We start from the raw sequence: 25,865 nt of genomic DNA on the forward strand, positions 1-25,865 counted from the left end.
GAGTCGCGGGCGCGCCGCCCTCCCGCTCAGACCTTGAGGACGACCTTGGTGCAGTCGTCCTGCTTCTTCTGGAAGATCCTGTACGCCTTGGCGGCGTCCTTCAGCGGCATCCGGTGGCTGACGATGAAGCTGGGGTCGATGTCGCCGCGCTGGATGCGTTCGAGCAGCGGACGGGTGTAGCGCTGCACGTGGCACTGGCCGGTACGCATGATCAACGACCGGTTCATGAGCGCGCCCATCGGGAACTTGTCGACGAAGCCCCCGTACGCGCCGATCACCGAGACCACGCCTCCGCTGCGGCACGCCAGGATCGCCTGGCGTAGCGCGAACGGCCGCTCCGTCTCGAGCCGGGCGGCCTGCTTGGCCCGGTCGTACGCGTACACGGCGGCGTTGCCGTGGTGCCCCTCCAGGCCGACGGCGTCGATGCAGGCGTCCGGCCCCCGGCCGGCGGTCATCGCGTTGAGCGCGTCGAGCACGTCGGTGTCGTCGTAGTTGAGGGTCTCCGCGCCGGCGTGCTCCTCGGCGAGCCGCAACCGGTACGGGTACCGGTCGATGACGATCACCCGCTCCGCGCCGAGCATCCGGGCGCTGGCGGCGGCGAGCAGCCCCACCGGGCCGGCGCCCCACACGGCGATGACGTCGCCGGGCTTGATGTCGCACATCTCCGCGCCCATGTAGCCGGTGGGCAGGACGTCGGCGAGCAGCACCGCCTGCTCGTCCGGCACCTCGTCGGGCACCTTGATCGGGCCGACGTCGGCGAACGGCACGCGGGCGTACTCGGCCTGGCCGCCGGCGTAGCCGCCGAGCAGGTGGGAGTAGCCGAAGATGCCGGCCGGCGAGTGACCCATGATCTTCTCGGCCACCCCGGCGTTGGGGTTGGAGTTCTCGCACACCGAGTAGAGGCCACGCTGGCAGGAGGAGCAGTGGCCGCAGGCGATGGGGAACGGCACCACCACCCGGTCGCCGGGGCGCAGGTTGCGCACCTGCGGTCCGACCTCCACCACCTCCCCCATGAACTCGTGGCCGAGGATGTCGCCCTTGCGCATGTCGGGGATGTAGCCGTGGTAGAGGTGCAGGTCGGAGCCGCAGATCGCGGTGGAGGTGACGCGTACGATCGCGTCCCGGGCGTTCATGATGCTCGGATCGGGCACGTCGACGACCTTGACGCTGTCCCTGCCCATCCAGGCGGTGGCCTTCATCCTTCGTCCTCTCGGTGGCGGGCGGTCAGCGGCGGCCGGTCGGCACCGGCTGGGCGGGGCGTTGCATGACCTGCTGGCGCACGGAGGTGCCGTCGGGGCTGCCCTCGGAGCGGACCACCTCACCGGTCTCCACCACCTGCTTGAACCGGCGCAGGTCGTCGCGGACCTGCTGCTCGGGTTCCTCGCCGAAGAGCTTCGCCACCGCCCGGCCGAGCGCGCCGGCCGGCGGGGCGTAGCGCAGCCGTACGCGCACCTCGGTGCCTCGGTCACCCGGCGCGGGCACGAACCGCACCCGTCCGGCGTTGGGCACCCGGGTGCCGGGCATCGAACGCCAGGCGAGCGACCGGTTCGGCTGGTCGTCGATGATCTCCGCGTCCCACTCGACCCGCCGGCCGGCCGGCCCACGCGCGGTCCAGTGCGACCGACGCAGGTCCTCGGCGCGCACCGACTCCAGGTGGGACATGAACCGGGGCAGGTTCTCCAGGTCCCGCCAGAACCGGTACGCCTCGGCCGGGGAGCGGTTGACGGTGACCGCCACCTCCATGTCGATCATCCGGCGGCGTGCGGCCCGGGCCTGCCCGGCGCGTACGGCGGCGACCAGGTCCACGGCGGCGATGCCGGCGACGGCGGCGGTGGTGAGGGCGGTCCGCCGGCGCCGCTCACCGCACCCGCCCGCCCAGGCCCGGGCGAGCAGGGTGAGGTCCAGCGCGTCGCCGGCCACCCGGGTCCACGTCCAGCCGACGGGCCGGCGGCCGGCGAGCAGCCCGGCCGCGTGGGCCAGCTCGCGGGCGGCCACGGCGGGGATGACCGTACGCGCGGCGGGTGAGTCGTCCACGCCCGTCAGCCGGGCCAGCACGCGGGGGGCCAGCAGCCCACCGGCGCCGAGGGCGAGGCTGAGCACGCCCAGTGCCCGGGTCAGCCCGGCACCCTCGGCGTGTCGCTCCCGCGGGTCCAGCAGCATCGGTTCGGTCTCGTCCACGTCGCACCACCGTCAGCTCGTCCTGACCCGCACAGGGCGGGGCCCGGCGGCGGACAGCCGCCACTCCTGACGCTATGCGCAGCACAGGCCCGATGAGCCGGAATCGGGACAGAACGCAACGGAACATGGCGGATTGGCCGCCGGAAAACCTGTGCGCGGACGATCATCGGTATGCGTCGGTGGTCAACGACCTGCCGACGGTGGCCGGGGCAGCTGACCACATCAGGTCGGGCGGCATCGCCCGCATCGCGAACCTGCTCCCGCCGCGCCGCAATTGAGGGGTATGGCAATCGGTCGATGGCTTGTAGCGTGACCCTCCTCACCCACCCCAGGAGGGAAGTGATCATGCGCTCGGTCACCGTTCGCGTCCTCGGCGCCCTCAGTGCGAGCTTGCTCAGCGCCACCATCGGCGTCCTGGCGGTCGCCGCGCCGGCCCAGGCAGCGGCCCGCGACGGCGTATGCAACGCCGGCGAGTTCTGCTTCTACTACAACAGCGACCACGCGGGCTCGGTCTCCGACCACGCCGGCTCGCTGTCCGACTACGGCACGACCCAGCCGGGCTGCTACGAGTTCAAGGGCGCCGGCAGCGGCAAGGGCCAGTGCATCAAGAACAACGCGGCCTCGGCGTGGAACCGCACCGGCAAGACGGTGCGCGTCTACTACAACACCGGTTACAACGGCTCCCACGCGTACCAGGACTTCGCGGCCGGGGCGAAGAAGAACCTCAACTCCACGCTGAAGAACAACAACGCCTCGCACCGGCTGATCTCCCCCGGGACCACCTACCCGGCGAAGGACGACTACCCCTACAAGGGCCAGACCTCGGGCATCGACCCCTGGAACTTCTACAAGGGGCAGTGCACCAGCTTCGTGGCGTGGGCGCTGCGCAGCCGGGTCGGCGTCGCCTTCCACAACCAGTACAAGGGTCAGGCGCGGTGGGGCAACGCCAAGGAGTGGGTGGCCGCCGCCGGACGCGCCGGTGTGCCGGTCTACAACAGCCCGAAGGCCGGTGACGTCGCCGTGCGCCTGGGCGGCACCTACGGTCACGTCGCCTTCGTGACGAAGGTGAACGCGAACGGCACCTTCGAAATCGACGAATACAATTACGTTTCGGCGGACAAGTACAGCCACCGGACCGTCTCGGTGGGCACCGCTAACAACCAGTTCTCGAAGTTCATCCGCTTCAAGTGACCGGTTGTTTCGGAGGGGAGTTTCCCCGCCGATGACACGCACCGCCGCGCAGAGCCCCGGCCAATGGCCGGGGCTCTGCCGTCAGTTACCTGTCACGCCGGGGAGAGACCCTCCGCGAAGTCGTAGAGGCTCTTGATGTCGTTGTCGAAGTACGGGCCGTCGAACTGCCCGTTGCCCGGGTTGTCGCCGTGGCTCACGACGCTGTTGATGTATCCGAGACCGTTCTGGTCGTTGTATTCCTGCAACCAGGGACCGCCGCTGGATCCGTAGGTCATGTTGCACCACATCCGGATCTGCTGGCCGCCCGCGTGCCAGGTGCCGCTCTGACAGTAGTACTGGCTCTCGCCGCCGCCCAGGTTGGACGGATAGCCGAGGGCCGTCACGAGGCTGATGTTGTAGCCCCAGTTCCAGCGCATGCCGTGGCCGCCGACGGTCTGCACGACCTTCAGGCCCCAGTTTCCGCCGTTGTGCATGATGGCGATGCCCATGTCCTCATCGTGGTTGCTGCTGTTGGTCCACGCCGTACGGGCCGTGAGCTGGTAGGCCACGAACGTGCCGAACGGGCGTGCCCCGTTGCGGTAGCGCGGCACGAACTGCCAGTTGCGGTACCACTGCCCGCCGGCGCCCTGGTGCACGCAGTGCCCAGCGGTCATGACCAGTCGCGCCTTGCCGCTGGCGACCGCGCTCGCCGAGCACGAGGCGCCACCGCCACTGGGGGTGGTGAAGTAGACCTTGCCGACGACGGCCGACTCGTTGAGCTGGATGCCCACGTCAGAGCCGCTGGCGACACTCGGTCGACGCGGCGCGACGGAGCCCGCCGGCCCGTCGGGCTTCGGCGCCCGGTCCAGCGACGCGGTGGCGTTCGCGGGCTTCGCGATGTCGAGGTCGACGGCGCTCGCCATGCGTTCCGGCGTCCAGTACCTGGCGACCTCGGCGGCGATCGCCTTGTTGGTGATCGCACGACCGTCCCTGGTACGGGCGACGGTGGTGGTGTTGCCGTTCTTCTCGACCGTGCTCGGCTTCGCCTGGGCGACCGCCGAGCCGGTCAGGACCAGCGCGAGCGCCATGCTGACCGATGTGGACCAGCGCAGGATTGATCTCAAGAGTTGCCCCCCTATTTCGGGTACTCCATTACGGACCAGCGAAACGTAGCGATCGAATTACTCTGATCGCAATGTGGCGGAATGGCAGGTAGTTGACACTGACTCCTTGGCGACCGAAAAGGCTCACAGTCGACGGCGACAAAGCGAATCCGACTCGAATAACAGCCTCGCCATGCGACGCAAATCCCACCGCCGCCAATTGAGCCCTTCTCAGTTCACGCCTCGGCCAGGCGGTGTCGCTTCCACATTTCCGACTGCGGACCCGGAAAGGGCGTTTACGCTCCGCCCCGCAGTGGCCGGAAAAAGTCCCGCAGGTCGTTGGCGAGCATGTCGGGCTCCTCCAGGGGCAGGAAATGGCCTCCGCGCGCGGGACCGCGCCACTGGCGCAGATCGCGATAGACGCGCTCGGCGTACTCGCGGGGGTAGTTGTGGTCCTCCTGCGTGAGCCGGACTCCTGCCGGCACGTCGACATCGGTCAGAGGTGGAGTCCGAGAGTCGTCGTAATAGGGCCTGAAGGACGAGCCGATCGTCCCGGTGACCCAGTAGAGGGTCACCATGGTGAGCAGCAGGTCCTTGCTGAACCGCGCTTCCGTGTCTCCGTCGCAGTCGCTCCAGGCCCGGTACTTCTCCACGATCCAGGCGGCCAGGCCGGCTGGGGAGTCGAGCAGAGCCGCGGCGAGGGTGTCCGGCCGGGTGCTCTGGATGGCGGCGTAACCGTCATCGCCACCGTCGTGCTCGTTCGATCGCGTCTCCAGGTAGGCCTGCTCGGCAGCGGACAGCGGCTGGGCCTCGTCGAGAACGGGGTGCAGGCTCGGATGGTGGGTGTGGATCCCCACCACCCGCTGCCGGTGTCTGGCACCGAGAAAACCGGTGACATGAGAGCCGATGTCGCCGCCGTACGCGCCGAATGTGTCGTAGCCCAGGACGTCAGTCATCAGCCGGGCCCACAGGTCAGCGACCACCGGAGGGGTCACCGGGCCGTGACGCGGCAGCTCCGAGAACACGAAGCCGGGCAGGGACGGAACGACGACATCGAAGGCGTCGCCCGGGTCGCCGCCGTAGGCAGCCGGATCGGTCAGCCGGGCTGCCAGCGGCAACATCTCCACGAAGCTGCTCGGCCAGCCATGGGTCAGCACCAGCGGCAGCGGGGCGGAGGAACCGGTGGAGGTTGCCGCACGCATGTGCACGAAGTGCACACGTCGGTCGTCCAGGATGGCGGTGTAGTGCGGCACCGCGTTGAGTTCGCGTTCCCGGGCACGCCAGTCGAAGTCGCTGCGCCAGTGCGTCACCAGCTCACGCAGGTAGTCCGGGTCCGTGCCGGCACGCCATCCGGTCGCGGTGGGCTGGGGGAAACGGGTACGCGCCAGCCGTTCGGCCAAGTCCGTCAGCACGTCGTCGGGCACGTCGATGGTGAATGGCACAGCTTGCGGCAAGGACGACATGGGAAACGCCTCCGTGACCTGGAACGGATGGGATACGCGTCCCCAGGTCAGCTCGCCGTGTCGGCTCGCCCGATGGCTTCGAGGGAAGCACCTCCGGACACTACCGGCCAGGAACCCGGCGGCCAACCGGGTGAACGGTCGCCGTTGCCCAACTGCGCCAGCGCCACGAGGGCGGCCACCACTTGCTGGGAAGCGTTCACTACTTGCATCCCGCCGCCCGGCAGCGCTCCAGGACCTCGCCGTAGGCGTTCCGCCTCTGCTCCAATGCCTCGGCTCGATCGAAGATGGCCACATCCGGCCAGGAACGGCTGGCCGGCGCGATCAGCGGGTCAGGCCGACCAGCGTCGCCAGGCGCGCGACGTCGGCCGGCGCCGGGTGACCCCGGGCGACCTCCGCGATGACCGTACGCGCCAGTGGCCGGCACCGGACCTCGGCGGGCGCGACGGCGTCCGCCTCGACCAGCGCACGTCCCGCCCCCGGCAGGTCACCGACCTGGAGGTACGCCCGCGCCACGTCCACCAGGTAGGCGGCCCGGTGCTCGGCCGGCAGCCGCCGCCATGCCTCCCGGCGTACCGTCTGCTCGTGCCGGCGCAGCGCCTGCCCGGCGTCCCCCCGCTCGATGGCCGCCACCACCCGGGCCGCCTCCACGGCACCCGGCCCGAAGCCGGTCCGGTGCGGGTCGTCAGCGGCGACCCGCGCCGCCAGGTCGACAGCCCGCCCGATCAGCTCCTCGCTGCGGGTGTCGCCGCAACCGGCCGCAGCCAGCCCGGCCTGGAGCAGCAACGCGCCGTGCACCGGCTCCGACGCGGACCCGACCCGGCGGGCGGCGGCCAGCGTCGCCACCAACGCCAGCCGGTCGCGGCCCAGCGCCCGCAGCGCCTGACCGACCGACACGGCCGCCGCCCCCGCCAGCACCGCGTCGCCGCTCGCCACCCCCGCCGCCCGGTCGGCGGCCAGCCACCCCAGGTCGGCCTCGCCGAGCTTCACCAGCACCGACGACGTGATCCGGTACGCCTGCACCAGCAACCCCGGCGCCTGCGCCCGCACACCCTGCGCGGCGGGCAGCAGCCTCGGCAGCAGGCGCACCACCTGGGCGTAGTGCGCGTGCTGGTAGGTCAGCCAGGCGTGCGCGACGTGCCGGCCCGTCTCCGCCACCGACGCGGTCCCACAATGATCGTCGTAACGGGCGAGAGCGGCCCGCACACCGTCCACGCCGTCCGGTTGGCCGGTCGACGGCGGCGGGCGGCGCTCGCCGAGCAGCACCAGCGGATCGACGCGCAGCACCCGGGCGATCTCCTGGATCACCGGGTACCGGTCGAGCGGACGTACGCCCTGCTCGGTCTTGTCCACCCAGCTCTTCGACCTGCCGAGCCGGTCGGCGAACATCTGCTGCGTCATCCGCCGCCGCGCCCGCCAGCGGGCGACGCGGCGACCGATGGGCTCGTCAGCGCTGGTCACGCCGCCACCGCCGGTCCGGCACCGCCCGGGTGGTTTCCTCCACCGGTACGCGCTCCGCCTCGGCCTGGTCCAGGAGGCGTCGCTTGGCCGCCTCCCGCTCCGCCGCCTCCACCTGCTCGCCCCGACTCGCCGACTCGTCGCCCTACATCCCTATCGATACCTGGAGGCTCTCCGACCAGCCGGTCAACCGACCACCGTCCACCGTGTGACCTTCAGAGGTCCATGGCGCTGAACCTTCGCCGGTACTTGGCGCAGCGCCGCGTGGGCGGGATCGGTCGCGGGGGTGATCGGTAACGTTGTGCAACGACCGACCATCCAGCGAGGCGAGCCGCTCGGCGTCCGCTTCTGGCTGATGAGAGTTCGTGGCGACGGACGTAGATGGCGCCGCAGATCCCGATTCAGACGGCATTTTACCTAGCAGAGACCCAACTTGTGCAGCTCACGCCGCGTCGGGTCCGGAAATGGTGGAGCCACGTGTGCGGCACCCGGCCAGGAGACGGGCAACCATCTGCCTGGCGTCGTTCCTATCATAGTCCGGCCCGAGGATGCACAGGTTCCCGATGCCTCGCAGCAGGGTGTACGCGGTGATCTGCCGGTCGATCTCCCCGGCCTCCTGACTCGCCGCCAGCAGGGTCGCGCAGGCTGGGACGAGCTCGTCAAGTACCAGCGCGTGGAGGTTGGCCAGGCTCGGGTGCTCCGAGCCCAAGGCGACGCTGAGACCATGCTTGGTCACCAGAAAGTCCACGAAGGCCGTGACCCACCGATCTAGAGCGTCGACGGCAGGGATCGGCTGCTGCAGCAGCTGCGCCGCCAGGGTCGTGCAGTCGTCGACCTGATGGCGATAAACGGCAGCCACCAAATCCGCCCTCGTCGGGAAATGCCGGTAGACCGTTCCAACCCCCACACCTGCACGACCGGCGATGTCGCGGACGGGGGCCTGCACACCCTGCTCGACAAATGCTGCGGCCGCTGCCGTCAGCACCGCTTCGCGGCTGCGGCGTGCACCTGCCTGGCGCACACCGAGTGTGTCGGACAACGCACCCTCCTTGTTCGCGGAACACTGTTCCGCTAGTCTTGCGGAACAATGTTCCGTCAAAGTTAGCAAACCCACGACCAGTCGCGGAGACACTCATGCCCTCTACACCGCTCGACCGTCAGCTCGTCTCGGTAAAGCCTCTCACCGTGCCTACCACCGGCCGCAGCGCCCCGCTTCAGGTCAAGGTCACAGCGCCCGTCGAAGGCGAAAAGTTGCCCATCATCGTCTTCTCCCACGGCAATGCCTGGTCGATGGACGGATACGAGCCCCTCGTGGACCGGTGGGCGGCCGCCGGGTTCGCCGTCGTGCAGCCCACCCACCTTGACTCTCGCCGCAACCGCATCGGCTTCGACGACCCCCGCTTCGCCAGCATCTGGCGCATGCGCATCGCGGACCTGCACGCGATCCTGGACCACCTCGGCGACATCTTCGACCAGGTCAGTAGCCTGCCCGCACGCGCGGATCACAATCGCATCGCGATCGTCGGGCACTCCTGGGGCGCGCAGACCACTGGAGCGCTGCTCGGCGCTCGCGTCCTCGATGCCGCCGACACCCCGGGTGAGAACTTCTCCCACCCTGCGGTCAAGGCCGGCGCGCTCATTGCCGCGACCGGCGCCGGCGACAGCCTGACCCCGTTCGCGGTAGAGCACCTGCCGTTCATGCGCCCGGACTACTCCACCATGAGTATGCCAGCCCTGGTGATCGCCGGCGGCAAGGACCAGTCCGCCATGTCCACTCGCGGCCCCGACTGGTTCACCGACGCCTACCACCTCAGCCCGCCCCCGAAGCGGCTGTTCAGCATCGCCGACGGCGAGCACACCCTGGGCGGAATCGCCGGAGAGGCCGTCAACGAGACCACCGACGAGGACCCCGCCCGCGTCGCGCTCGTCGCGGACACTGTCTCCGCCTACCTGCTCGACATCCTCGGTCTGGACGCGACGCCCTGGCAGGCATTGAAGAAGCAGGCCACCGACAGTTCGGGCACCTTCACCATCAACACCAAGTAGGTGCTCGGCGGCCCGGCTCGGCGCTCGTCGAACCGGGCATAGAGTCGTAGCGTTCGGGCGGCGTGCGCCTAACCAACCGTCATCCACGAGCAGCAGACGCGCCGCAACAACCGCGCCGTTTGGGAAAGTCTTCTGGTCGTTCAGGTCAGCCGGGGCCAGCGGGTACGAGGGGTCCACAGATCTTGCGGCTGCGGCTCCTTCGAGGTCATGACGGTCGTCCGCCGAACGCCCAAGCCTGGAACTCGATCTCGGCGTACCGGTCAGAGGTCGGCACGGCACGCGCCTCGCGATCATCGCAGCGGTGTAGCGGTCCATGTAGGACCGGTGCTCCTCGGCCACAGGTACAGCGACGGCAGTAGGCGTCCACTGCGCTTGTACCGCGTTGGTATTAGCGAAAGGCCAACTCGTCGGTTGACGCGCCCACCGCGGAACGTTGCGAAAGTATTCCGGACAAACCGATTCAGATGGAGGTACGACATGAGGATGCGCCGGTTCGTCGCCGCCCTGACCGCAGCGACAGTCACGACGTTCGGTGCGGTGGCTATTGCCCCGGCACCCGCCCAGGCGGCAACCGGCTGGGACCTGACCGGCACCCCCGGTGACGTCGCCGGCGCCTGGGCTTACGGCACCTGGTGGTGGTCCGGCGGGCGCCTGTACGTGGAGGTGAAGCTCAAGGACACCAAATCCGACGGTTACTCGGCCGTCGTAGGCCTTACTGCCAGTTACAACGACGGCGGCACGCGGCACGAGCACGTGGGGAACACCAGTGGGTACGGCAAGACCGTCACCAAAGAGTTCAACTTCGCCGGGAACGTCACGAAGATCACCGGGGAGGAATGCCTCGTGAACAACAACACCAGCTGCATCAACCTTTCTAGCGGCCGAATCTACTGACGCGAACCGGCCGACCACAACGGTAAGACATGTGTGGGGTCGTCGTCTGCTTGCGGCGCCCCACACGCCACTCGGCGTCAACCAGGAACTGGCACTTCAGCAGGTGATCCCGCCGCCTTCCCGGTGGCCGCCCGCGAACGACCACAGGGAAGCACTGGTTAACTGGCCTTGTAGGTGAGGTAAGAGCCCTTCGGCCAACTGTGGAAGTTGTTGAGCTCAGAGGCCTGACCGCTGCAGTCGGGGGTCCGGTAGCCGGGGACGCTCCGGAAGCCACCGCTCCAGGCCAGCAGCCAGGTCGCGTCGGCCGGGACCTGACGGCAGACGCCGTCAGGCGTGGCCTGCCTGCCGACCCCCTCGGTCGGGTAGCTCGAGTAGAAGACCAGGCCCGTGTCGGGGCTCTGAAACGGTTCGCCAGCAGCGGCCGGCGACGCCGACAGCGTCGCGGTCAGCATGGTGAGCAGGGCGGCGGCGAGACCTGAGGCGATTCGGTAGGCGGACCTGCGCATGAGTGTCCTTCCGGGATGGCGCTGAGGGAGAGACCGAAGCTCGGTTCAACCCAGGAGCAGAGTTATCTACGTCGATGCCACGATCCACCCAGAAAGTTTCTGTGTCAACCAAACAGAAACCGGATCCGCGCCTTCCTCATCACGATCATGCCTGTAGGCATCCGTGCCCTCGAAAGCGTCCACGCCGCGCATCGGCAGCTCCTTCAACAGGCCCTCGAAGCCATCAACCCCGCGCACCTGGCCCAGGCCGTTCACGTCTTCGAGCACATCGCACGCCACGCGGAGCGGGACCCTAGAGTTGCGATCCTCGCCCGGCCCGAAGGCCGGGCCCTCCCTTGACAGGGAGAGTCTATGGCTTCGAAGACATCAGAATGCCGCCGAAGTGGAGCACGGGTTTCAGTGAACTCGCCCCCGTACGACGGACACCGAAGGGGCGCCCGCCTGGCGGCGGGTGCCCCTTCGCGAACAAACGTGTCTAGTGACTACCGGAAGGTGACGTCACTCCTGGTGACCTTGCAGTTGGCGTCGTTCCAGCCTTCACCGAGGTAGCTGGGTTCGCTGCCCTTGGGCACACCCTTGTACTTGCCGCAGATGGTGGCCGAGCCGATTACGACCACGCGAGTGATCGTCGCGGTGTCGTTCCAGTTGCTGTTGATGCCGGCGAGCATGTCGATGTCGTCGACGAGGACGTTGTCGATACGCACGTGACGGGTGTGCGAGGTGGAGCAGTTGCCACAGGCGCGGTACAGCTTGCCGGATCCCTTGAGGTAGAAGCCGGAGATGTTGACCGTGCCGTTGCCGTTGTGCTGGAAGGTCTTGTCGCTGCCGTTGCGCGCGCCGCCACCGATGACGTAGGAGGTACCGCCGTTGGTCTGCTTGAAGGTGGCGGCGTCCTCACCGATGTCGTTCCACCACACGTTGCGCAGTGTGCAGGTGCCCTCGCAGTGCACGCCGTCACCGGCGGGCGAACCGAGGATGACGTTCTGCAGCGTGCCGCCATTGGCAATCTTGAACATCGGGTCCTGCGACTCGCCCTGTCCACCGTCACCGATGCAGCAGTACGTCTTCATCCCGCCGTCGAAGGTGCCGGAGACGCTGACCGTGCCCGAGATGCTCACCGAGCCGGCCGACGACGGCCACGCACCAGTCGGCGCGCCCGGGTTGCTGGTCGGGTTGGCCGTCGGGCCGCTGGTCGGACTGGTGGTCGGGGTCGATCCGCCGCTGGAGTACGTCTCGAACTCGGCGATCCGTGGGGTGCCGGACGCGCTGGTGATGACAAAGGAGATCTTCTTCAGCGACGTCGAGGAGAAGTTGATGGTGCCTGGGGCGCTGCTGCCGCTGGCCAGGACGGAGCCCGTGTCGTGGTTCTTGAGCTGCCAGCCGCTGATCGAGCCGCCGCCCGAGGCCTGCACGATGGCGGCCGAGGACACCGTCGTGGCGCTGCCCCACTTGACCGAGACCGTGCCGGTCGAACCGCTCGGCGACCAGTAGGTGCTGGGGTTGCCGTCGATGACGTTGCCATAGCTGGTACCACTGGCCTTGCTGGAGCCGTCAGCGCCGGCGCCGAGGCTCAGGTTCGTGGCGGCCGAGGCGTTGGGAATCTGCAGCGCCAGGGCGACGACGGCACCTGCGACCGCGGTGGCACCACCGGCCAGCCACCGCGTGGCGACTTTGCGTCTCATCTGAGTTCACCTTTCAGGCATGAGCACCGGGACGGGAAAGCGCTTTCCAGCAACGATAGAGACTGACCAATAAAGAGGCAAGGGTCACTTCTTGTTGACGATCACATCCTGTGCGTGGTGCCACGCGGTGGTGGCCCCGACGGCGGATCCGGCGGCGAGGCAGGTGTAGGTGTCACCGTTGCGCAGGTGGGCCGGGGGCGCATCGCACTGACCGTGGGGCCGTTTCCCGCGCGTAGCACCGGATCTGTCACCCGTCGGTCGTACGCTCGCCGGCATGACGACGATGGAAACCCACACCCTCGCCGTGCCCGGCGTCGACCTGGTCTACGACGTACGCGAGCCCGTGTCGGCCCCCGGCGGGCACCGGACGCTGCTCATGATCGGTCAGCCGATGACGGCGGAGGGCTTCGGCGCTCTCGCCGCCCACTTCACCGACCGGACGGTCGTCACCTACGACCCGCGTGGCCTGGGCCGCAGCGTCCGCAGCGACGGCCGGTCGGACCACACGCCGCAGCAGCAGGCGGCCGACCTGCACCTGCTGATCGAGGCGCTCGGCACCGGGCCGGTCGACGTGTTCGGCAGCAGCGGCGGTGCGGTGACCGGGCTCGAACTGGTCACGGCCCACCCCGGCGACGTCGGCACGCTGGTGGCGCACGAGCCGCCGATCAACTCCGTGCTGCCCGACGCCGAGGCCGCCGAACGGGCCCGGACCGCCTTCTACGAGGCGTACGAGGCGAAGGGGATGGGCGCGGGCATGGCCGCCTTCATGGCGTTGGCCTCCTGGCAGGGCGAGTTCACCGACGACTTCTTCGCCCAGCCCGCGCCCGACCCAGCGGCGTTCGGCCTGCCGACCGAGGACGACGGCTCCCGCGACGACCCGCTGTTGTCGAAGGCATCCTGGGCGGTCACCGACTACCGCCCCGACGCGGCGGCGCTCACCGCCGGTCCGGCCCGGGTCGTGATCGCGGTCGGCGAGGAGACCACGGGCACCTACACGGCGCGTACGGCCGTCGCCACCGCGGCGCTGCTCGGCCAGGAGGCCGTGGTGTTCCCGAGCCACCACGGCGGCTTCCTCGACGGCGAGTTCGGCTACGCGGGCAAGCCCGCCGAGTTCGCGGCCAAGCTGCGCGAGGTGCTCGACGCGGGCTGACCAGCGCCGGTCAGAGCGCCACGATCGCCGCCGTCTCGGCGGGCAGCTCGATGCGGTCGCGGGTCACCGACACCCCCTCCCCCGTGGCCAGCAGCACCCGGCGCGCCACCCCCGGCAGCGTGATCCGCTGTGGCTTGGCGGCCAGGTTCGCCGCCACCAGGCACTCGCCCCGGCGCATCACCAGGAACTGGTCGCCGTGGCGGACGTCGACCCGGTCCAGCCGAGGATCGGACAGGTCGGCCCGGCTCTTGCGCAGCGCGATGAGCCGCTTGTGGAACTCGTACATCTCGCGGTGTTCGGGTTTGTCCAGCTCGGCCCAGTCGAGCCGGGAACGGACGAAGGTCTGCGGGTCCTGCGGGTCCGGCACGTCGCCCTCCGGCCAGCCGTGGGCGGCGAACTCCCGCTTGCGGCCGGTGGCGACGGCGGTCGCCAGCTCCGGTTCGGGGTGGCTGGTGAAGAACAGCCACGGGGTGCTGGCCGCCCACTCCTCCCCCATGAACAGCATCGGGGTGAACGGGGCGGTGAAGAGCAGCGTCGCGCCGACGCGCAGCAGCCCCGGGGAGAGGGTGGCGGAGATCCGGTCGCCGGTGGCCCGGTTGCCGATCTGGTCGTGGTTCTGGAGGTACGCGACGAACCGGTGGCCGGGCGTGCGCTGCCGGTCGACGGGCCGGCCGTGCTGGCGGTTGCGGAAGCTGGACCAGGTGCCGGCGTGGAAGAACCCGCCGGTGAGCACGTCGGTGAGGCATTCGAGGGAGCCGAAGTCGCCGTAGTAGCCCTGCCGCTCGCCGGTGAGCAGGGTGTGCAGGGCGTGGTGGGCGTCGTCGTTCCACTGGGCGTGCAGGCCGAAGCCGCCGCCCTCCCGGGGCGTGATCAGCCGGGGGTCGTTGAGGTCGGACTCGGCGATCAGCGACAGCGGCCGGCCGAGGTGGGTGGCGAGCGCCTCGACCTCGATGGCCACCTCCTCGAGCCATCCGGTGGCGCGGGAGTCGGGCATGGCGTGCACGGCGTCGAGCCGCAGCCCGTCGACGTGGTAGTCGCGCAGCCACATCAGGATGCTGTCGGTGATGTAGCGGCGTACGCCGTCGGAGTGCGGGCCGTCGAGGTTGACGGTGCGGCCCCAGGTGTTGCTCTGCTCGGTGAGGTACGGCGCGAACATCGGCGCGTAGGCCCCGGAGGGCCCGAAATGGTTGTAGACGACGTCGAGGATCACCCCCAGCCCTTTGGCGTGGGCGGCGTCGACCAGTCGTTTCAGGCCGTCGGGGCCGCCGTAGGGCTGGTGCGGGGCGAACCAGCAGACCCCGTCGTAGCCCCAGTTGTACTCGCCGTTGAAGGCGTTGACGGGCAGCAGCTCGATCATGTCGACGCCCAGGTCGACGAGGTGGTCGAGGCGGCCGATGGCGGCGTCGAAGGTGCCTTCGGGGGTGAACGTGCCGACGTGCAGCTCGTAGAGGACGGCGCCGGGCAGCTGCCGGCCGGTCCAGGCCTGGTCGGTCCACGCGAAGGCGGCGTGGTCGTAGCGCCGGCTCGGCCCGTGCACGCCGTGCGGCTGCCAGGGCGAGCGGGGGTCGGGCAGGGCCCGGTCGTCGTCGTCGAGCAGGAAGGCGTAGTCGGTGCCGGGGCCGGCGGCGGGCACCTCGACCCGCCACCAGCCGTCCGAGCCGGCGCGCATCTCGTGGTCGGCGTCGCCCGGCAGGCGCAGCCGGACGCGGGCGGCCTGCGGCGCCCACACCGTGAACTCGGTCATGAAGCCTCCACGGACTCGGTGGTGGGAGCCAGCAGCGCGACGGGGTAGGTGGCCAGCAGGTCGGCCAGCGGGGTCTGCCCGCCACTGTAGGCCCGGCCCGTGAACAGGTCGGTCATCTCGTGAACGGGAAGTGACAGAGTCGTGTCGTCCCAGCCGCCGGCGCGGGCCAGGCCCAGCGGCAGCCGGGTGGCGACCGCGACGGCGCCGCCCCGGTCGAAGGCGAGCGCGTGCCGGCCGGCGCGCCCGTGGGCCGGCACCGGCCGGTAGCCGGTGAACAGCTCCGGGCGGTCGCGGCGCAGCCGCAGCGTGCGCGACACCACGAGCAGCTTCGCGGCGCCGTCCGCGTCGACCGGCGGGGGCGGGCCGGCGTCGAGGCGGGCCAGCAGCTGCCGGCGTACGGCGAAGTCGACCGGGCGGCGGTTGTCGGGGTCGACCAGCGAGTTGTCCCACAGTTCGGTGCCCTGGTAGGTGTCGGGGACGCCGGGCATGGCGAGCTGCACGAGCTTCTGCCCGAGCGAGTTGGACCAGCCGGCGGGGGCGATCTCGGCGGCGAAGGCGGTCAGCTCGGCGTGCAGCTGCCGGTCGTCGTACATGGCGTCGACGACGGTGTGCATGGCGCGTTCGAAGGCGGGGTCGGGGTCGGCCCAGCTCGTCGACACCGACGCCTCGCGGGCGGCCTTCTCGGCGTACGCGTGCAGCCGTTCCCGCTCGATCGGCCAGGCACCGACGGCGGTCTGCCAGAGCAGGTGCGCGAAGGCCGGGTCGGGCAGCGGCGCGCGGGCCGTCCACCGGGCGATCAGGTCGGCCCAGCGTCCCGGCAGTTCGCTGAGCACGGCGAGGCGGGCCCGGACGTCCTCGGCGCGCTTGGTGTCGTGGGTGGAGAGGGTGGTCATGCTCGCCGGCCAGCGCACCTGCCGGGCGGCGGCGAAGCGGTGGAACTCGGCCGGCGGCACGCCGAAGTGGGCGGGGCTGCCGCCGACCTCGTTGAGTGCGACGAAGCGGCTCCACCGGTAGAAGGCGGTGTCCTCGACGCCCTTGGCCATCACCGCGCCGGTGAGCTGCGGGAAGCGTGCCGCCAGCTCGTCGTCGGGGTCGCGCAGCCGGCGGGTGAGGGCGTCCAGCGTGGCGGTCAGGTCCGGGCGGCGACGGCCGGCCTCGGCGCGGGCGGCGGCCAGGTGCCGGGTGCCGTGCGGCGGGTAGCCCCGGTAGACGGCGAAGGCGGCGGCCAGCTCGGCCAGCGCCGCCCGGGCGGCGTCGCGGTCCACGTCGGGCGCGAGCGCGGCGAGGCGGGTCAGCTCGGCCGACAGCAGCCGGGTGGCGGCGGCCAGCTTGGTGTCGTGGGTGAGGTCCTGCCAGGAGGTGTGCCGGCCGACGAGGTGGGTGTCGAGGGCCGTGAAGTCGCCCTCGGCGTCGGGGTCGACGAAGAGCCCGCAGACGGCGGCGAGGGCGTCGTAGCCGGTGGTGCCGTCCACCGGCCAGTCCGGCAGCTCCTCGCCGTACTCCAGGATCTTCTCCACCACCAGCCACGCGTCGGGCGCGGCGGCGCGCAGCCGGGCCAGGTAGGCCGCGGGGTCGCGCAGCCCGTCGGGGTGGTCGACGCGGATGCCGTCGACCTCGCCGGCCGCCGCCCACCGCAGGACCTGCTCGTGGGTGGCGGCGAAGACCTCCGGGTCCTCCACGCGCAGCCCGGCCAGGTCGGAGACGGCGAAGAACCGGCGGTACGTCAGCTCGGCGTCGCCGCGCCGCCAGGAGACCAGCTCGTAGTGCTGCCGGTCGTGCACCTCGCGGGGGTTGCCCTGGTCGGCTCCGCCGACGTCGCGGCCGTCGCCGGTGCCGTCGGCGATCGGGAAGCGGTGCTCGTGGTAGCGCAGTTCCCCGTCGGCGAGCTTGAGGTCGTCGAGCGCGTCCGGGGTGTCGGCGAGCACCGGCAGCAGCAGCCGGCCCCGGTCCCAGTCGATGTCGAACCAGCCGGCGTACGCCGAGTCGCGGCCCCGGCGCAGCACGTCCCACCAGGCGGGGTTGGCGGCGGGTACGGCCACCCCGGCGTGGTTGGGCACGATGTCGACGACGAGGCCGAGGCCGGCGGTGCGCAGCGCGCGCAGCAGCCGTTGCCGGGCCGCCTCGCCGCCCAGCTCCGGGTTGACGGCGCGGTGGTCGACGACGTCGTAGCCGTGCGCGGAGCCGGGGGTGGCGGTGAGCAGGGGCGCGCTGTAGAGGTGGGTGACGCCCAGGTCGGCCAGGTAGTCGGCGAGGCCGGCGGTGGCGTCGAGGTCGAAGCCGGGGCGGACCTGCACGCGGTAGGTGGCGCCCACCCGGGCGGCCGGTGCGTCCGTGGGATCGGCGTCGGGTCGGGGGGTGTGCGACACGTCAGGCCGTCCTCTCCAGCACCACCACGCACCGGTCGGGTACGCGCAGGGTGCCGCCCGCCTCGACCACCGTGGGCTTCTCCGGTTCCGGTTCCGCGGTGCTGATCACCAGTTCCCAGTGCCGCCCGAACTCGGGGCCGGGCACGGTGAAGTCCAGCGGCGCGTCGTGGGCGTTGAAGCAGAGCAGGAAGGAGGCGTCCACGTGGCGTTGGCCGTACTGGCCGCGTTCGCGGATGCCCTCGCCGTTGACGAAGAGCGCCACCGAACGGCCGAAGTCGTTGCCCCAGTCCTCGCCGGTCATCTCCCGCCCGTCGGGGGTGTACCAGGCCAGGTCGGGCAGGGGTTCGTCGACGAGGCGGGAGCGCACCGGCAGGCCGGTGAAGAAGCGTCGCCGGCGGAACACCTGGTGGCGGCGACGGAAGTCGACCAGCTTGCGGGTGAACTCCAGCAGGTCGGGGTCGGCGTCGTCCCAGTCGACCCAGGCCAGCTCGCTGTCCTGGCAGTAGGCGTTGTTGTTGCCGCGCTGGGTGCGGCCCAGCTCGTCGCCGTGGCCGATCATCGGCACACCCTGCGACAGCATGAGGGTGGCCAGGAAGTTGCGCTGTTGCCGGGCCCGCAGGGCGCGTACGGCCGCGTCCTCGGTGTCGCCCTCGACGCCGCAGTTCCAGGACCGGTTGTGGCTCTCGCCGTCGCGGTTGTCCTCGCCGTTGGCCTCGTTGTGCTTGTCGTTGTACGACACCAGGTCGCGCAGGGTGAACCCGTCGTGGCAGGTGACGAAGTTGATGCTGTGGAACGGGCGGCGCCCGTCGTCCTGGTAGAGGTCGGCGGAGCCGGAGATGCGAGAGGCGAACTCGGCGAGGGTGGCCGGCTCGCCGCGCCAGAAGTCGCGCACGGTGTCGCGGTACTTGCCGTTCCACTCGGTCCACACCGGCGGGAAGTTGCCGACCTGGTAGCCGCCGGGCCCGACGTCCCACGGCTCGGCGATCAGCTTCACCTGGCTGACCACCGGGTCCTGCTGCACCACCTCGAAGAAGGTGGAGAGGCGGTCGACCTCGTAGAACTCGCGGGCGAGGGTGGCGGCGAGGTCGAAGCGGAAGCCGTCGACGTGCATCTCCGTCACCCAGTAGCGCAGCGAGTCCATGATCAGTTGCAGGGAGTGCGGGCTGCGGACGTTGAGGCTGTTGCCGGTGCCGGTGTAGTCGACGTAGTAGCGGCGGTCGTCCTCGCTGAGCCGGTAGTAGCTGGGGTTGTCGACGCCCTTGAAGCTCAGCGTCGGGCCGAGGTGGTTGCCCTCGGCGGTGTGGTTGTAGACCACGTCGAGGATGACCTCGATGCCGGCGGCGTGCAGCGCCTTGACCATGCCCCGGAACTCCTGGACCTGCTGGCCGAGGTGCCCGAGCGCCGAGTAGCCGTGGTGCGGGGCGAAGAAGCCGATGGTGTTGTAGCCCCAGTAGTTGCGCAGCCCCAGGTCGGCCAGCCGGTGGTCGTGCACGAACTGGTGCACCGGCATCAGCTCGACGGCGGTCACCCCGAGCCTCCTCAGGTGCTCGATCATCGGCGGTGAGGCGAGGCCCGCGTACGTGCCGCGCAGCTCCTCGGGGATGTCGGGGTGGCGCATCGTCAGGCCGCGTACGTGTGCCTCGTAGATGACCGAGTGGTGGTAGGGGATGCGGGGCGGGGAGTCGTTGCCCCAGTCGAAGTACGGGTTCACCACCACGGACTTCGGCATGAACGGCGCCGAGTCGGTCGTGTTCATCCGCTCCGGGTCGCCGTGCTCGTAGTCGTAGACGGCCGGGTCCCACCGCACGTCGCCGTCGACCGCCTTGGCGTACGGGTCGAGCAGCAGCTTGGCCGGGTTGCAGCGCAGCCCGTTCGCCGGGTCGTACGGCCCGTGCACGCGGTAGCCGTAGCGCTGGCCCGGCTCGATGCCGGGGATGTACGCGTGCCAGACGTACGCGTCGACCTCGCGCAGCTCGACCCGCCGTTCCGCCCCGGTGTCCCACTCGTCGAACAGGCACAGCTCGACCCGTTCGGCCACCTCGGAGAAGATGGCGAAGTTGGTGCCCATCCCGTCGTAGGTGGCCCCCAGGGGGTACCGCTCACCCGGCCAGACCTGCATGTCGCTCCCTCGCGCGAGATCATGAGCGCGGCACCGCACCCTGAGCGCACCACACGACGGGGGCCGGGTGGCGCGCGTGCGGGTATTGCCCCGCGCGCTCCGCCGCCAATCCACCCGATCGGACGATCATCGGGATACACCCGGCTGGTAGGCACTGGCCGTCCCCTGCCCTGGACGTCATCCTTGCCTGCCCTCCCGGTACCACGATCGGCTCGGACGAGCGGTCAGGATCTTGCGTCTGCACTGGTCAAGTCGTTGATCGTCGGCCAGACTCGCAGCATCCGGCGGGGACGAGGTCCAGGGGAGGTGTGGGTGCGGGTACTCCTGGTCGAAGACGATCTGCGGGTGGCGTCCGCCCTCGCCAAGGCCCTGCGCCGGCGGGGACACGAGGTGGTGTCGGCGCTGACGGCCGCCGAGGCGATCCAGGCCGACGCCGTCGATCTGGTCCTGCTGGACCTCAACCTGCCCGACCGGGACGGTCTGGAGGTCTGCCGGCGGCTGCGGCAGGCCGACGAGGATGTCGCGATCATCGCGGTGAGCGCCCGCGCCGAGGAGCACGACCGGGTGGCCGGCCTGCGGGCCGGCGCCGACGACTACGTCGTCAAGCCGTTCTCGATGGTGGAGTTGCAGGCCCGCATCGAGGCGGTGACGCGTCGCACCACCCGCAGCGCCCGCAGCAGGAGCGAGTTGCGGGCCGGCAGGTTGCGCATCGACGTGCACGCCCGGCAGGTGTGGGTGGGCGAGCGGGAGGTCAGCCTGGCCCGCAAGGAGTTCGACCTGCTGGTGGCGCTGGCCCGGCAGGCCGGCACGGTGGTGCCCCGCGACCGGTTGCAGTTGGACGTCTGGCAGACCACCTGGGGCACCCGGCACAACCTCGACGTGCACGTCGCGGCCCTGCGGGGCAAGCTCGACGACGCCGGTCTGGTCGAGACGGTACGCGGCGTCGGCTACCGGCTGCGTACCGCTTGAGGACCTTGCGTTACCGTTACCGCCATCCATGCCCCGGCCCCCGCATGGGGAATCTCAGATGATCCTCAAGAATCACCGGCGGCCTCCCAACTCCGGGCCGGCTGCGGGTGTGCTGGGCGCACCCAGCCATCCCTCCTGTTTGGAGATCGTTTTGAGATACAGACGGACAACGGCCGGTGTGTTCTCCGCACTGCTCGCCGCCGCCCTCGTGGCGACGGCGGTGCCGGCGCAGGCGCAGGCGCAGCAGGTCGCGGCCCTGCAGCAGGCGGAGCCCAACCAGGTACAGGGCCTCACGGCCGTGCAGGGCGACGGGTACGTCACGCTGGCGTGGACCCGGGTGGAAGGCGCTACCGACTACCAGATCGAGCGGACCCCGCTCGCCGCCGACGGCATGCCCGGCATGCCGGTCATCGCCGGCGTCTGGCGTCCGAACCGGCAGGTCAACAACGACGAGCCGACCTTCGCCGACGCTGGTTTCGCACCGGGGAACAGCTTCCAGTGGCGGGTCCGGGCCCGGTTCGGCACCGAGGTCCAGCCGTACTCGGCGCCGGTCAGCGGCACCACGCGCGGCCACTGGGGCGACCCGGGCACCCCGGGTGAGAACCTGCGCACCCAGTGGGAGGAGACGCTGGGCGCGCAGTACACCAGCGACGTCAACGAGTACGCGTACACCGCCGCGCTCGACGAGGCCAGCGAGCGGGTCCGCGTCGTCGAGATCGGCCGTACCGTCCTGAACCGGCCGATCAACATGCTGATCATCGGCTACCCCCGGCCGGCGGCGACGCCGGAGGCGGTGGCCGCGACCAACCCGCTGCTGGTCAACTGCAACGTCCACGGCAACGAGCCGGGTGACCGCGAGGCCTGCCTGATCATGGCTCGGCAGCTCGCCTTCACCAAGGACGCCAAGACCCTCGACCTGCTGTCGAAGACCACGATGCTCATCGTGCCGGCGATCAACGGCGACGGACGGGCGGCCAACAGCCGGGGCAACTCCACCGGCCAGGACCTGAACCGGGACCACTCGCTGATCCGCCAGCCGGAGACCCGGGCCCTCGCCGAGATGGTTCGCGACTACCGGCCGATCGCCGGTTACGACGGCCACGAGTACGGCAACGCCAACACCGGTGACCTGCCGATGCTGCCGCCGCGGCACCAGAACGTGGCGCAGGGCATCTTCGACGAGTCGCAGAAGATGATCGAAGGCCACATGTACACCCAGGGCGCCAAGGACGGCTGGTGGGCCTGTCCTTACGGGTGCACCCCCGGGGCCAACGTGGGCCTGAGCGAGGAAACCATCCTGCGTAACACCCTCGGCCTGAAGAACGTGGTCAACTCCCTGCTGGAGCTGCGCAGCTCCGGTGGCCCGACGCGGCCCGACGAGGGCAACACCGCGAACAACCGCCGGCGCAAGACCTACTCCGCGCTGTGGACGTTCAACCAGTTCTTCGCGTACCACGGCGCCAACGTCGCCAGCATCACCAAGGCCCGTGCCGAGGGGATCGTGTCGCAGTCCGCCAACGAGGGACGGATCGTGTTCCGGGGCTCCCGCGAGATCGAGGCGTACCCGGCCCCGCACCCGGGTGAGGCCCCGCCGCCGCTGGACGCCCCCACCCCGGCGCGGATCCTCGAGCAGGCGCCCTGCGCGTACCGGCTGACCGAGGAGCAGTACAACGGCGAGCGCACCGACGGCCCCGCCGGTCAGCGCACCACCGTGGCCCAGCGGCTCGCCGCGCACGGCTGGAAGGTGATCAAGGTCGGCAACAGCTACCTGGTGCCGCTGTCGCAGCCGGAGCGGGGCCTGATCCCGCTGCTGCTCGACGAGCAGGCCGTCGAGGGTCTGGTCGCCGGCGAGCGGGTGGCCGCCACCCTGACCGGCACCCACAACGGTCCGCTGACCGTCTCCGGGTTCGCCTGCCTGGACGGGGCCACAGTCCGGGGCCCGATCCAGGTGCTGCCCGGTGCCGCGCTGGTCGTCAACGGCGGCTCGATCAACGGTCCGGTGAACGCCACCGGCGCCGCCGGGTTCGTCGTCACCGACAGCAAGGTCTCCGGTCCGGTGAACGCCACCGCCACCCAGGGCCCGGTCGTCCTGGTCGGCAACGAGATCAACGGCCCGGTCGGCGTGGTCGGCAGCACGGGCACCGGCCCGCTGGTGGCCGGCAACACCGTCCAGGGTCCGCTGTCCTGCACGGGCAACGCCTCGGCGCCGACGAACGATCAGGTCGCCAACTCGGTGAGCGGTCCGCGCTCCGCCCAGTGCGCGCGGCTCTGACCTGCTGAAACCCGCCTGAAACGAGGCGCCGGCAGGACGGTCTCGCCGTCCTGCCGGCGCCTCCCGTACCCGCTGCGGAGTGGAGAGAGACCGTGTCCCAGACCCCCATCCCGAACCCGCGCCCCGGGTCCGCGCCGCGGGCCACCCGTCGCCGGCGGGCGATGGCCGGGGCGGCCCTGGCACTCCTGGTCGCGGCCACCGGCTGCACCAGCTCGCAGGAAAGTCCCGCCCCGGCGGACCGCACCGGCGACACCGGCGCGGTCACCGTCAGCGGACCGCTGTGCGACGCGCTGCCATCGGGGGACGAGCCGGGCAACCCGGACTCGCTGGTGGGCCGGGCCCCCGACGAGGCCCTCACCTGGATCCCCGTGCTCACGACGTTCGAGGCGGCGGTGCGGGCCACCGGGATGGCCGAGGAGCTGTCCGCCCCCGGCGGCCTGACCATCCTCGCCCCGACCGACGACGCCTTCCGGGCCAAGTTCTCCACCGCCAACATCGACAACCTGCTGCTCAAGGACACCGCCACGCTGCGTGGGCTGCTGAGGGAACACCTGGTCGCCGGGACGCACCCGGTCGCCGAACTGGTGGCCACCAGCCCCGTCACCACGCTCGCCGGCACCGACCTCGCCGTCACCTCCGCCGGGTCCGGCGCCCGGCTGGCCGACCGGGCCGAGACGGTCTGCGCCGACTACCGGGCCAGCGGCGCCCGGATCCACGTGATCGACAAGGTGCTCGGCAACCTGCCGGACACCGCCCACGAGGAGGACCACTCCCACTGAGCCCGCGCCGTCGCGCGTAGCACCGTCGGCCGTCGACCCCCGTGTGCGGGGTCGGCGGCCGACGTCGTCCCGCGCCCGCGCCCGCCGCAGGTCCGGCCGCCCCGCACCCGATCGGCGCCCCTCCCCCGGGCCGGACCGTCGACCGGAATCACCCCGACTGACCCCGCCTGACACCGTCAGGTGTCCTCCGTCACCTTGGGCCCTTTCGAGATGCGGGATCCGCCGCGATGCCCTTTGCTTGTTCTCGGGTGCGCGCCCGCGCGCGCCCCGACCCGGCCTCTCGGCCAACCCTCTCGCACCCTTCCGCCGCCACCGCTGCCGGCGCGTTCCACCATGCATGGACGGAGACCAATGTGACGACCCTGCGGGTCGGCGAGCAGCCCACCAACACCCCGGGCCGGGTCCACCGGCCCACCCTGACCTCCCGTCCCCAGGTCCCGACGCAGGCCGGGCAGGGCACGCCCCCGCAGACCCGACGCATCCTCATGCTCTCCTGGGAGTACCCGCCGGTCCTGGTCGGTGGCCTCGGCCGGCACGTGCACGCCCTCTCCGTCGCCCTGGCCGCCGCCGGGCACGAGGTCACCGTCGTCACCCGGCACACCGACGGCGCACCCCTCGAGGAGTACGCCGACGGCGTCCGCATCGTCCGCGCCGCCGAGGACCCGGTCACCTTCCCCCTGGCCACCTCCTCCCTGCTCGCCTGGACCATGGCCTTCAACCACACCCTCACCCGCGCCGCCCTGCGCGCCACCGAGGCCGGCGCCTACGACGTCATCCACGCCCACGACTGGCTCGTCGCGCACACCGCGATGACCCTGCGCGAGCACCTCGACATCCCACTGGTCAGCACCATCCACGCCACCGAGGCCGGCCGGCACCAGGGCTGGCTGCCGGAGGAGATGAACCGCACCATCCACGGCGTCGAGCACTGGCTGGCCAGCGAGTCGGGCCGGGTCATCGTCTGCTCCGGCTACATGCGCGACGAGGTGACCGGGCTGTTCGGCGTGCCGACCGGCCGGGTCGAGGTGGTGCCCAACGGCGTGGAGCCGCACCGCTGGCAGGTCCCGGCCGCGGCGGTGGCGCAGGCCCGCGCCCGGTTCGCCGGGGACGGGCCGCTGGTCACCTTCGCCGGCCGGCTGGTCTACGAGAAGGGCGTGCAGCACCTGATCGCCGGGCTACCCCGGCTACGCGAGCGGCACCCCGGGCTGCGCGCGGTCATCGTCGGCGACGGGCCGTACCGCGCGGAGTTGGAGGCCGAGGTGCACCGCCTGGGCCTCGGCGCGACGGTGAGCCTGCCGGGCTTCCTCGGCGGCACCGACCTGCCTGCCGTGATGGCCGCGTCGGACTGCTTCGCCGTGCCGAGCATCTACGAGCCGTTCGGCATGGTGGCCCTGGAGGGCGCCGCCGCCGGCGCTCCCCTGGCCGTGGCCGCGACCGGCGGGCTCGCCGAGATCGTCGAGCCGGGGGTCACCGGGATGACCTTCCGTCCGCACGACCCCGACGGCCTCACCGAGGCGGTGCACGCGCTGCTGTCCGACACCGAGCGCGCCCGTGCCCTGGCCCGCCGGGCCCGCCGGATGGTGCACGATCAGTACGGCTGGTCGGCGATCGCCCAGCGCACCGCGGCCAGCTACGCTGCCGCTGTCGCCACCGCTCCGGCCTTCGCGGCCGAACGCGCCGAACAGCGCATGTCCCGCGGACGCACCCTCCCGGCCCTCCCGGAGGGCAACCTCCTGGCCGCCGCCGGCCTCCGCTGATTCCGGACCCCACTGCGTCGGCGCCGCGGGGTCGTGCTGACGTCCCTGGCAGGCGGGCCGGTCAGTCCGCGTCCTGCGACCGGGGGTCGGGGGGGGGCCCCCCCGCCCCCCCCCCCCCCGGGCGCCCCCCCCCCCCGGGCCCCCCCGGGGGGGGGGGCGGGGGGGCGCGGCGGCGCAAACCCCGGACCCCGGGGCAACCCGGGCCGCCACCC

The 25,865-nt window shown here is 71.1% G+C and carries 22 protein-coding genes and 1 pseudogene; 9 read left to right on the plus strand and 14 right to left on the minus strand.

Features of this window, described 5'->3' with window-relative positions:
- Positions 1-26: 26 nt before the first annotated feature.
- Both ACGFIR_RS15920 and ACGFIR_RS15925 read right to left on the minus strand, forming a co-directional pair.
- The gene (locus ACGFIR_RS15920) at positions 27-1,199 is read right to left on the minus strand and encodes a zinc-dependent alcohol dehydrogenase (protein ID WP_393145614.1); all 1,173 of its coding nucleotides are present in this window, start codon (positions 1,197-1,199) and stop codon (positions 27-29) included.
- A gap of 25 nt (positions 1,200-1,224) precedes the next feature.
- Entirely contained in the window at positions 1,225-2,178 is a 954-nt protein-coding gene (locus tag ACGFIR_RS15925; RefSeq protein ID WP_393145616.1) for an SRPBCC family protein, read from the minus strand.
- A gap of 125 nt (positions 2,179-2,303) precedes the next feature.
- Between ACGFIR_RS15925 and ACGFIR_RS15930 the strand changes: the two genes are divergently transcribed.
- Together ACGFIR_RS15930 and ACGFIR_RS15935 are read left to right on the plus strand one after the other, a co-directional pair.
- Positions 2,304-2,456: a hypothetical protein gene (locus ACGFIR_RS15930; protein WP_393145618.1), complete on the plus strand. Its 153-nt coding sequence runs from the start codon at positions 2,304-2,306 to the stop codon at positions 2,454-2,456.
- A 67-nt stretch (positions 2,457-2,523) separates the two neighbouring features.
- Complete coding sequence (locus ACGFIR_RS15935) at positions 2,524-3,369, plus strand: CHAP domain-containing protein (RefSeq protein ID WP_393145620.1); 846 nt, start codon at positions 2,524-2,526, stop codon at positions 3,367-3,369.
- Positions 3,370-3,461: 92 nt separating this feature from the next.
- On the opposite strand, the gene ACGFIR_RS15940 is transcribed toward ACGFIR_RS15935, so the two are convergent.
- The 5 genes from ACGFIR_RS15940 to ACGFIR_RS15960 form a co-directional block, all read right to left on the minus strand.
- Positions 3,462-4,436: a trypsin-like serine peptidase gene (locus tag ACGFIR_RS15940; protein ID WP_393003507.1), complete on the minus strand. Its 975-nt coding sequence runs from the start codon at positions 4,434-4,436 to the stop codon at positions 3,462-3,464.
- Positions 4,437-4,747: 311 nt separating this feature from the next.
- Complete coding sequence (locus tag ACGFIR_RS15945; RefSeq protein WP_393145836.1) at positions 4,748-5,914, minus strand: epoxide hydrolase family protein; 1,167 nt, start codon at positions 5,912-5,914, stop codon at positions 4,748-4,750.
- 321 nt (positions 5,915-6,235) lie between these two features.
- Positions 6,236-7,372: a helix-turn-helix domain-containing protein gene (locus ACGFIR_RS15950; protein WP_393145622.1), complete on the minus strand. Its 1,137-nt coding sequence runs from the start codon at positions 7,370-7,372 to the stop codon at positions 6,236-6,238.
- Positions 7,359-7,484, minus strand: a complete 126-nt coding sequence (locus ACGFIR_RS15955) for a hypothetical protein (protein ID WP_393145624.1) — start codon at positions 7,482-7,484, stop codon at positions 7,359-7,361. The genes ACGFIR_RS15950 and ACGFIR_RS15955 overlap by 14 nt, the downstream gene beginning before the upstream one ends.
- A gap of 327 nt (positions 7,485-7,811) precedes the next feature.
- Positions 7,812-8,408, minus strand: a complete 597-nt coding sequence (locus ACGFIR_RS15960; protein WP_393145626.1) for a TetR/AcrR family transcriptional regulator — start codon at positions 8,406-8,408, stop codon at positions 7,812-7,814.
- Positions 8,409-8,503: 95 nt separating this feature from the next.
- On the opposite strand from ACGFIR_RS15960, the gene ACGFIR_RS15965 reads away from it, so the two are divergent.
- Entirely contained in the window at positions 8,504-9,415 is a 912-nt protein-coding gene (locus ACGFIR_RS15965) for an alpha/beta hydrolase family protein (RefSeq protein ID WP_393145628.1), read from the plus strand.
- A gap of 483 nt (positions 9,416-9,898) precedes the next feature.
- The gene (locus tag ACGFIR_RS15970) at positions 9,899-10,309 is read left to right on the plus strand and encodes a hypothetical protein (RefSeq protein WP_393145630.1); all 411 of its coding nucleotides are present in this window, start codon (positions 9,899-9,901) and stop codon (positions 10,307-10,309) included.
- Positions 10,310-10,467: 158 nt separating this feature from the next.
- Here the strand turns inward: ACGFIR_RS15970 and ACGFIR_RS15975 are convergent, their stop codons facing one another.
- From ACGFIR_RS15975 to ACGFIR_RS15990, 4 genes and pseudogenes are all read right to left on the minus strand, one after another.
- Positions 10,468-10,815 (minus strand): hypothetical protein, encoded by a 348-nt coding sequence (locus tag ACGFIR_RS15975; protein WP_393145632.1) that lies wholly within the window; start codon positions 10,813-10,815, stop codon positions 10,468-10,470.
- Between the two features lie 66 nt (positions 10,816-10,881).
- The gene (locus tag ACGFIR_RS15980; RefSeq protein ID WP_393145634.1) at positions 10,882-11,094 is read right to left on the minus strand and encodes a hypothetical protein; all 213 of its coding nucleotides are present in this window, start codon (positions 11,092-11,094) and stop codon (positions 10,882-10,884) included.
- A gap of 203 nt (positions 11,095-11,297) precedes the next feature.
- On the minus strand, positions 11,298-12,497 hold the full coding sequence (locus ACGFIR_RS15985; RefSeq protein ID WP_393003511.1) for a pectate lyase: 1,200 nt from the start codon (positions 12,495-12,497) through the stop codon (positions 11,298-11,300).
- 99 nt (positions 12,498-12,596) lie between these two features.
- A pseudogene (locus tag ACGFIR_RS15990) lies at positions 12,597-12,689 on the minus strand (IS5/IS1182 family transposase); the annotation flags it as partial.
- Between the two features lie 82 nt (positions 12,690-12,771).
- Here ACGFIR_RS15990 and ACGFIR_RS15995 point away from each other — a divergent pair.
- Entirely contained in the window at positions 12,772-13,647 is an 876-nt protein-coding gene (locus tag ACGFIR_RS15995; RefSeq protein ID WP_393145636.1) for an alpha/beta fold hydrolase, read from the plus strand.
- Positions 13,648-13,657: 10 nt separating this feature from the next.
- Here ACGFIR_RS15995 and treZ read toward each other — a convergent pair whose 3' ends face one another.
- From treZ to glgX, 3 genes are read right to left on the minus strand one after another with little or no spacing between them, the layout of a single operon-like run.
- Positions 13,658-15,391, minus strand: coding sequence for a malto-oligosyltrehalose trehalohydrolase (treZ, locus tag ACGFIR_RS16000; protein WP_393145638.1), 1,734 nt, complete (start codon positions 15,389-15,391; stop codon positions 13,658-13,660).
- A complete protein-coding gene (gene treY, locus ACGFIR_RS16005; RefSeq protein WP_393145838.1) occupies positions 15,388-17,703 on the minus strand; it encodes a malto-oligosyltrehalose synthase in 2,316 nt (771 codons plus the stop codon). The genes treZ and treY overlap by 4 nt, the downstream gene beginning before the upstream one ends.
- Before the next feature lie 55 nt (positions 17,704-17,758).
- Complete coding sequence (glgX, locus tag ACGFIR_RS16010; RefSeq protein WP_393145640.1) at positions 17,759-19,876, minus strand: glycogen debranching protein GlgX; 2,118 nt, start codon at positions 19,874-19,876, stop codon at positions 17,759-17,761.
- Between the two features lie 312 nt (positions 19,877-20,188).
- Here glgX and ACGFIR_RS16015 point away from each other — a divergent pair, with 312 nt between their 5' ends.
- The 4 genes from ACGFIR_RS16015 (at position 20,189) to ACGFIR_RS16030 (ending at position 25,653) form a co-directional block, all read left to right on the plus strand.
- A complete protein-coding gene (locus ACGFIR_RS16015) occupies positions 20,189-20,845 on the plus strand; it encodes a response regulator transcription factor (protein WP_393003531.1) in 657 nt (218 codons plus the stop codon).
- Positions 20,846-21,023: 178 nt separating this feature from the next.
- Positions 21,024-23,117, plus strand: coding sequence for a M14 family zinc carboxypeptidase (locus ACGFIR_RS16020; protein WP_393145642.1), 2,094 nt, complete (start codon positions 21,024-21,026; stop codon positions 23,115-23,117).
- 92 nt (positions 23,118-23,209) lie between these two features.
- Positions 23,210-23,896 (plus strand): fasciclin domain-containing protein, encoded by a 687-nt coding sequence (locus ACGFIR_RS16025; RefSeq protein ID WP_393145644.1) that lies wholly within the window; start codon positions 23,210-23,212, stop codon positions 23,894-23,896.
- A gap of 353 nt (positions 23,897-24,249) precedes the next feature.
- Positions 24,250-25,653, plus strand: coding sequence for a glycosyltransferase family 4 protein (locus ACGFIR_RS16030; RefSeq protein ID WP_393145646.1), 1,404 nt, complete (start codon positions 24,250-24,252; stop codon positions 25,651-25,653).
- Positions 25,654-25,865: the final 212 nt, after the last annotated feature.

This window comes from Micromonospora sp. NPDC049051 (genome assembly GCF_043197575.1).
GTDB lineage: Bacteria > Actinomycetota > Actinomycetes > Mycobacteriales > Micromonosporaceae > Micromonospora.